The following is a 6,292-nucleotide window of genomic DNA, read 5'->3' as shown; positions in this document are numbered from 1 at the left end:
GCAGAGGGTCGGGGGTTCGAACCCCTCAGCCTCCACCAGGGAAACATTATTATATAGAATTTTTTATTACTGACGCGGGGTGGAGCAGCCCGGTAGCTCGTCGGGCTCATAACCCGAAGGCCGCAGGTTCAAATCCTGCCCCCGCAACCAATTTGGAACCGTGGTGTAGTTGGCCTAACATGCCTGCCTGTCACGCAGGAGATCGCGGGTTCGAATCCCGTCGGTTCCGCCATCATTACACTGCTTCAGAGACGATAATCCATTAAGGGTTCGTTGATGCTTATTACTTAAGAAATGAATGCAATACATACCGTGTGCGGACGTGGCTCAGCGGTAGAGCATCGCCTTGCCAAGGCGAGGGTCGCGGGTTCGATTCCCGTCGTCCGCTCCATAATTTGCGCCCTTAGCTCAGCTGGATAGAGCGTTTGACTACGAATCAAAAGGCCGGGAGTTCGAATCTCTCAGGGCGCGCCATTTATCTTTTCAACTAATAATTCGCCGGCGTGGCGGAATGGCAGACGCGCTCGACTCAAAATCGAGTGGGAAACCGTGGAGGTTCGAGTCCTCTCGCCGGTATACTTCAGTAGCCTTGTAAATCGCTTTTAGCGGTGTGCAAGGCTATTTTTATTTTCTGGGATTATCTTATTTATTGAATATGTTGCGCTGATGCTTGAATTTGGATAGGCTAATGAGCCCGGAGCCGGTTATGCATATGAGGCATATTAGTCCGAATACAGAGAATCTGGATTGGAAGCCGAATTGATTCAACAGGAACGTTCCCAGGATAGGACCTCCGATAGTGCCGATTTTGACGAACTCGGAGCAGCCGAAATATAAACCTTTGGCAGATTCTGAAGCAAGCTCATCTACTAATGTGTCGAAGCGGGCACCTATTAATAATTCTCCCAGACTGAAAAGTAGGATAAAGATCAGAGGAACTATATATGAGGTGTGAAAAAGAAAGGACAAAAAACTTATGCTGATCAGTATATTGCTGAGCAGTACAACGTTAAAGGGGTTCCAGTTGGATATCCAGCGAAGCATTGCAAACTGGACGATGAGAATAATAAGGGCATTTGCCGATAACAAGGTTAAGTATAGTTGAATGCCGTTAGTTAAGGAACTGGTGTTGGCCAGGTACTGTGACACTGTCGCGTTCAGCTGAGAATAGCCGAAGAAGGAGAAACTCATACCAGCTAGCAGCAGAAGGAATACATGGTCTTGTAGGAGCAGTTTGAAGACATGGGGGCTGTACTTCGCTTTTTGCGGTGCAGACGCTTCTATACCCGGCAGATCCCGGAAAAAGAATCGTGTGGATATCCCGTATAGAATGTACAGAATGCCTAGGAATACATAAGGAAACAATGTCATTTTCATGTTAAATAGCTGGCTTAGCAGTGGACCCACAAAAGCACCGAGATTAATTGCTGCATATCTCAGATTAAATACCAGCAGCCGATTCTCCGGTGGAGTCTGGGTAGAGAGTATTTTTTTGCTTGCTGGCTCAAAGATCGAGTAACACAATCCGTTAAGAGCGCTAAGCAGGAGAAAATGACATGAACTGCGGCAAAATAAAAGAGAATAAACACGGTTCCCCAGATAATGGGGATGTACCCCACAATTCTTTTCAAAGAAAGCTTATCTGCCAGGAATCCGCCAAAACCGCCGAAACAAACATTGATAAGCGGATTTATGCTAAGAATATAACCTGTATCCAGGAGCGAAAGGTTCTTTTGATTCGTCAAAAAGATCGCCAGAAAAGGAGTGCTCATAAAAAGTGCTGTTCTCGTAAAAAAGGTTCCTATGAGGATATTCCAAACTTTGCTGTTCAGGTTCCGAGGTATGTTCATTCTTATTCTCTTCCTTCTCTGCCTATGTATGTTCATTGCGTCGAATGTAGCATACAATGAAAAAAAGACTGGAGAATTGTGCTGTATACTCACAACATGAGTGGAGGGAACGGATGTATCTAGGTACAACGATTCAACAGATCCGCAGGTCCAAAGGGATGAATCAAACAGAGCTTGCCCAGGGAGTTATGAGCCGCTCCAACCTGTCGCGCTTTGAGGGAGGGAAGTACTATCCGGGTTATGATAAGCTGATTCTACTTCTGGATAAACTGGAGATGTCTCTTGAGGAGCTGCTGTTTCTGCATCAGGATCTCGCTCAGCGGATCAAACGGACGCTGCATCTTACGTTGGTTGAAGCCGGGAACCGGTATGATTTTGAAAAGCTTAGGGAGATCAGCCATGAATGCCTTGCTATGTATCGGAGTACGGGAACAGATGCCTTTTACCATTTGTATTTACTTGGGCAGGGAGTGCTGATCCAGTATGGGCATGAAGATCAAATCAAGCGGATAAGTGAAGTAGCCAATACTATCAAGCAGTATTTGCTTGAGGTGGATACCTGGTATTTGTATGAATTCAAATTGCTCAACAACTTCCTGTTCACGTTAAGCAGTGACGATGCCATTTTCTTTGGACAAAGGGCTGTGCATGAATTTGATAAATATCATTCCTTTGCCGAGAGTAGGACCATTCAACAGCATTTACTCCAAAATATCTCGAATATCTGTCTTGCTGAGCGGAATTATGAGAAAAGCCTATTCTTTCTCAAGAGGGCATTACCGTTAGCTGACAAAACAAATCTGTTGTACGACAAGATCGTGACCTCTGTGTTATATGAAATTACATTAGTCTGCCTAAAGCGAAGCCAGGACACCACGAAATTAAAAAGCTATCTGGAGATTCTGAGGCAGCTTGATTTTATGGACAGTTATAATGCCCTGCTGGATGTGTGCCGAAAGCATCTTTATGGAGAATGGCCCTCACTATTAGAAGGCAGTTTAATTATGGGCTAGAACAAGAGTAGCATTCATATGTTGTTATGAAAAAGAACAAGCCCGTATAGGAGACATGGGCTTGTTCTTCTGTTTTTAGGGGGACGAAGGGCTTGTTGCTTCTACAATAATCTTTTTGGGGGCACGGCGGACTGCAGTCACTACGGCCGAGAGCAGGGTGCAGGCGATTGCGATATAGATGAGGGCGAGCACGTCGTGCCCGATTCCCTGACCGCCGATCACGAGATCCAGCATGCCATCCACGGCGTAACGGGCCGGGAAGAATTGGCCGATCCAGACATAGAATGGTGACAGAATCTCGCGGGGAATGGTCGCGCCGGAGGACAGCATCTGAATGGAGAGCAGCCCGATGTTCATCCAGGCGCCAGCATCTCCAAAGAGAACGAGACTTAGCTGTGCAAGGGTCATGCAGGCAAGAATGATCAGGAATTCGAACATCCAGGTAGCGAAATATCCTGTAGTGAACGGGATGCCCAGGCTATTGATCAATGTAGTGCTGATCAGAGAGGCCAGGAATGCTACGGTACCCATAATTATAAAGCGTGCGGCGAACCGCTGCCATTTGCCTGCCTGAGCAGAGAGATTCACCGAAGCACGGTTCAGGTTCATAGCAAGCAGCATGGAGCCGGTGAAGGAGGCTGTAACAATCATCAAAGGAACCATGGTTTGGGCAAAGTTAGTGGTGGGGTTAGTGATCTTCACATTGGCATTTATGCGCGACGAGATGCCGGATTTCAAAATATCAGCTTGTGCAGCCGGAAGTTGCATGGCTGCAAGTGCCTGCTGAAGGCCTTGCATAGTAGTCTGCTTGTTCAATGCAGCAGTGATTTGAGCGGCTACCGTTTGCATGGCATTGGACACCATCTGCGGGTTGGACTGGTTGATTAAGTAGTCCAGCTCGGCTTGTTCCCCTGGATTACTCAGCTGCTTGGTGAACCCTTGCGGGATATTGATAATCATACGGATACCACGGCGGTTCATCGCATCCTTCGCTTCCTGCAAAGTCAGGTCTGTCTCAAGCCGGAACTTCAATGAGCTGCTAATTCCATCCATAATTGGCTGAGCGGCGGTACCATCCTCATTAACAATAGCAATGGACATTTGGTTTACACGGTCCGTAACATGATCGTACCCCGTCACCCAAATTAAGCTAAAGAAAACCTGAAATAAGAGTGCAGTGATAATTCCGACAATAGTGACGGGCTGCTTGAGAAACTTTTTTAATAAAGAAATAGACATGATAACATCTCCTTTTATATACCAACATGATCTATATCGTATTGTAATATATCATTTAGGTATATAATTGACAAGGGCGATATTCATGTTTTGAAAAATACTGATACGGTCAGCAATTGAGCTGGAACAAGTAGTTGTGAAAAATAGCAAACGCAAATAAGCCGCCCCCCAGAAATTCAGGGAGCGGCTTATTTATCATGTGCCAGGCGGAATATTCAAAAGCATTAAACCTGGTTGGGAATCTCTACCGAAGGATCGGTATCGGCCTCGTAATCCACACCTTCGGTCTGGAAGCCAAACAAGTGGAAAAAGTCTTTGCGATAGCCTTCAAGGTCTGCCAGTTCAGGGACATTGTCGGTTTCGAGTTCGTTCCAGCGTCTCATAACCTCGATTTGCACATCCTCGCGCATTTCCCAATTATCGATACGGATCAGGTGGCTGCCGTCTGCCGCCGCTTTGCCGCCATTATACAAATGCTCTGCGAACAAACGATACATTTGCTGGATGCAGTTTTCATTCAGTTCCTTATCCTTCATCACTCTATACAGTGCAGAAATGTACAGTGGAACCACTGGAATTGCCGAGCTGGACTGCGTGACAAGTGCTTTGTTAACCGATACAAAAGCACGTCCGCCTAAGACAGCCAACTTCTGATTCAGCGCGATAGCTGTCTGCTCCAGGTCATTTTTGGCCTGTCCAATGGTTCCGTCTCGGTAGATTGGATGGGTGATTTTTGGCCCGATGTAGGAATAGGCTACTGTGGTTGCCCCATCTGCCAGTACGCCGGCTGCCTGCAGCTGATCGATCCACATTCCCCAGTCTTCCCCGCCCATAACGGCGATTGTCTGACGGACTTCATCGTCTGTCGCAGGCTCAATAGTCACCGTTGAGACCTCTCCGGTATGGAAGTTCATGGTCTTATTCGTATAGGCAGTGCCTACCGGTTTAATTACAGAGGAGAAGGTTTCGCCTGTTACAGGATGGGTACGGCGCGGGGAAGCGACACTATACACTACAAGATCCACCGTCCCATATTCTGCCTTGATTAGGTCAATTGTTGTCGTCTTGATGGCATCTGAGAAGGCATCCCCAACGATACTGTGAGATTTGAGGCCTTGCTCTGCGGCTGCCTGTTCAAAAGCGGCAGAATTATACCACCCTGCAGAAGCGGTGCGAATCCCTTCAGCAGCTTTGTCAAAGAATACGCCGATCGTATTGGCTCCAGCTCCAAAAGCGGCAGCAATCCGCGAAGCCAGACCGTACCCGGTGGAGGCTCCGATAACGAGCACGTTCACGGGGCCGGTTAGCTTCTTCTGTGCTTTTACATAATCAATTTGTTCCTGTATTTGTTTGGCGCACCCTTCCGGATGGGCGGTTGTGCAAATGAAGCCGCGCGTTTTTGGCTGAATGATCATCAAGGATTACCCCTTTGTTTTAGTTTTTAACTTTTTTCACTAATATAGAGTATAGCAAATGATGGCTTAGAAAGATAAGTATGATTGCATTTTTATAGTTATTAGAATGATTGCGGAATAGCGAAGTCTGTTATTACTAGGTAAACAGGTGGGAGGGAGGGATTAGGAATGCGTATTATTAGCAGAAGCGAAGCAGCGGAAATCTTGACAATAAAGGCAGTGATCCGGGTAATGGGAGATGTGCTGACGGATCTCGCCCGCGGGGAGGCGGTGCAGAGCCTGCGGCAGGTCTTGCCCCTGCTTGAGGGGAATCTTATGGGTCTGATGCCGGGTTATTTGCGGAGGGAGGCGGCTCTATGTGGACCGGCTGGAGTCCGCTGTCCATGAAGCGGGAGATTATCTGATTCCGCTGGCGGAGGGGGCTATCACCTCCGGACATATTGTTGGTGAAATCTGCGGATTATTGTGCGGCAGTGTTAAGGGCAGGAGCAATGGGTTGGAAAATACACTGTCCAAAAGATGAATACGTGATCCGGCTTGTCGGCGTTGACCATGCAGGCATCGGTACGGACTGGCACATGAGTGATCTGGACTGGTCGCTTTTACATAATAGTTTGTTTAACTTCTACTGCTCGGGTGAGTACAGCGGAGGATTTATTTTACGGACCAGGAAGTGATGCACACTAAGGTAGACACCCGCAGACGCACGCAAATGCAGGATAACAAACTGGATCGGGGAGCGAAATATGGAGGAATTGACACCGGTTGAGGCGGT

Annotated in this window: 8 protein-coding genes and 5 tRNA genes; 9 read left to right on the top strand and 4 right to left on the bottom strand. The window is 47.4% G+C overall.

Features of this window, described 5'->3' with window-relative positions:
- Nucleotides 1-73 precede the first annotated feature (73 nt).
- The 5 genes from A3842_RS27685 (at nt 74) to A3842_RS27665 (ending at nt 576) form a co-directional block, all read left to right on the top strand.
- Nucleotides 74-150: transfer RNA gene (locus A3842_RS27685), tRNA-Met, on the top strand.
- A 4-nt stretch (nt 151-154) separates the two neighbouring features.
- Nucleotides 155-232: transfer RNA gene (locus A3842_RS27680), tRNA-Asp, on the top strand.
- A gap of 84 nt (nt 233-316) precedes the next feature.
- Nucleotides 317-391: transfer RNA gene (locus A3842_RS27675), tRNA-Gly, on the top strand.
- 6 nt (nt 392-397) lie between these two features.
- A tRNA-Arg gene (locus A3842_RS27670) sits at nt 398-474 on the top strand.
- A 23-nt stretch (nt 475-497) separates the two neighbouring features.
- Nucleotides 498-576, top strand: a tRNA-Leu gene (locus tag A3842_RS27665).
- 66 nt (nt 577-642) lie between these two features.
- On the opposite strand, the gene A3842_RS27660 is transcribed toward A3842_RS27665, so the two are convergent.
- The gene (locus tag A3842_RS27660; protein WP_074103434.1) at nt 643-1,524 is read right to left on the bottom strand and encodes an MFS transporter; all 882 of its coding nucleotides are present in this window, start codon (nt 1,522-1,524) and stop codon (nt 643-645) included.
- The gene (locus A3842_RS33815; protein ID WP_371916026.1) at nt 1,437-1,772 is read right to left on the bottom strand and encodes an MFS transporter; all 336 of its coding nucleotides are present in this window, start codon (nt 1,770-1,772) and stop codon (nt 1,437-1,439) included. Before A3842_RS33815 ends, A3842_RS27660 begins: the two co-directional genes overlap by 88 nt.
- Before the next feature lie 191 nt (nt 1,773-1,963).
- Between A3842_RS33815 and A3842_RS27650 the strand changes: the two genes are divergently transcribed.
- On the top strand, nt 1,964-2,863 hold the full coding sequence (locus A3842_RS27650) for a helix-turn-helix domain-containing protein (RefSeq protein ID WP_074103432.1): 900 nt from the start codon (nt 1,964-1,966) through the stop codon (nt 2,861-2,863).
- A 75-nt stretch (nt 2,864-2,938) separates the two neighbouring features.
- Here the strand turns inward: A3842_RS27650 and A3842_RS27645 are convergent, their stop codons facing one another.
- Together A3842_RS27645 and fabV are read right to left on the bottom strand one after the other, a co-directional pair.
- Complete coding sequence (locus tag A3842_RS27645) at nt 2,939-4,102, bottom strand: YhgE/Pip domain-containing protein (RefSeq protein ID WP_074103431.1); 1,164 nt, start codon at nt 4,100-4,102, stop codon at nt 2,939-2,941.
- Nucleotides 4,103-4,326: 224 nt separating this feature from the next.
- A complete protein-coding gene (gene fabV / locus A3842_RS27640) occupies nt 4,327-5,517 on the bottom strand; it encodes an enoyl-ACP reductase FabV (protein ID WP_074103430.1) in 1,191 nt (396 codons plus the stop codon).
- Between the two features lie 168 nt (nt 5,518-5,685).
- On the opposite strand from fabV, the gene A3842_RS27635 reads away from it, so the two are divergent.
- Genes A3842_RS27635 through A3842_RS32740 form a run of 3 tightly spaced genes read left to right on the top strand, consistent with a single transcriptional unit; the run spans nt 5,686 to nt 6,194 of the window.
- Nucleotides 5,686-5,904 (top strand): hypothetical protein, encoded by a 219-nt coding sequence (locus A3842_RS27635; protein ID WP_074086244.1) that lies wholly within the window; start codon nt 5,686-5,688, stop codon nt 5,902-5,904.
- The gene (locus A3842_RS32745) at nt 5,876-6,040 is read left to right on the top strand and encodes a hypothetical protein (RefSeq protein WP_178382423.1); all 165 of its coding nucleotides are present in this window, start codon (nt 5,876-5,878) and stop codon (nt 6,038-6,040) included. The genes A3842_RS27635 and A3842_RS32745 overlap by 29 nt, the downstream gene beginning before the upstream one ends.
- Nucleotides 6,009-6,194 carry a dipeptidase gene (locus A3842_RS32740; RefSeq protein WP_218618704.1) on the top strand — a complete coding sequence of 62 codons (186 nt, stop codon included), beginning with the start codon at nt 6,009-6,011 and terminating at the stop codon, nt 6,192-6,194. Before A3842_RS32745 ends, A3842_RS32740 begins: the two co-directional genes overlap by 32 nt.
- Nucleotides 6,195-6,292: the final 98 nt, after the last annotated feature.

Source organism: Paenibacillus sp. P3E (genome assembly GCF_001909045.1).
Classification (GTDB): Bacteria; Bacillota; Bacilli; order Paenibacillales; family Paenibacillaceae; genus Paenibacillus_AQ; species Paenibacillus_AQ helianthi.
Note: the sequence above shows the minus strand (reverse complement) of the source record. Positions and strands in the feature narration are given on the sequence as shown.

Excerpts from the sequence above, each read along its gene's own strand:
- A3842_RS33815 (WP_371916026.1), bottom strand. The coding sequence starts at position 1,772 with ATGAGCACTCCTTTTCTGGCGATCTTTTTGACGAATCAAAAGAACCTT.
- A3842_RS27650 (WP_074103432.1), top strand. The coding sequence starts at position 1,964 with ATGTATCTAGGTACAACGATTCAACAGATCCGCAGGTCCAAAGGGATG.
- A3842_RS27645 (WP_074103431.1), bottom strand. The coding sequence starts at position 4,102 with ATGTCTATTTCTTTATTAAAAAAGTTTCTCAAGCAGCCCGTCACTATT.
- fabV (WP_074103430.1), bottom strand. The coding sequence starts at position 5,517 with ATGATCATTCAGCCAAAAACGCGCGGCTTCATTTGCACAACCGCCCAT.
- A3842_RS27635 (WP_074086244.1), top strand. The coding sequence starts at position 5,686 with ATGCGTATTATTAGCAGAAGCGAAGCAGCGGAAATCTTGACAATAAAG.
- A3842_RS32740 (WP_218618704.1), top strand. The coding sequence starts at position 6,009 with ATGGGTTGGAAAATACACTGTCCAAAAGATGAATACGTGATCCGGCTT.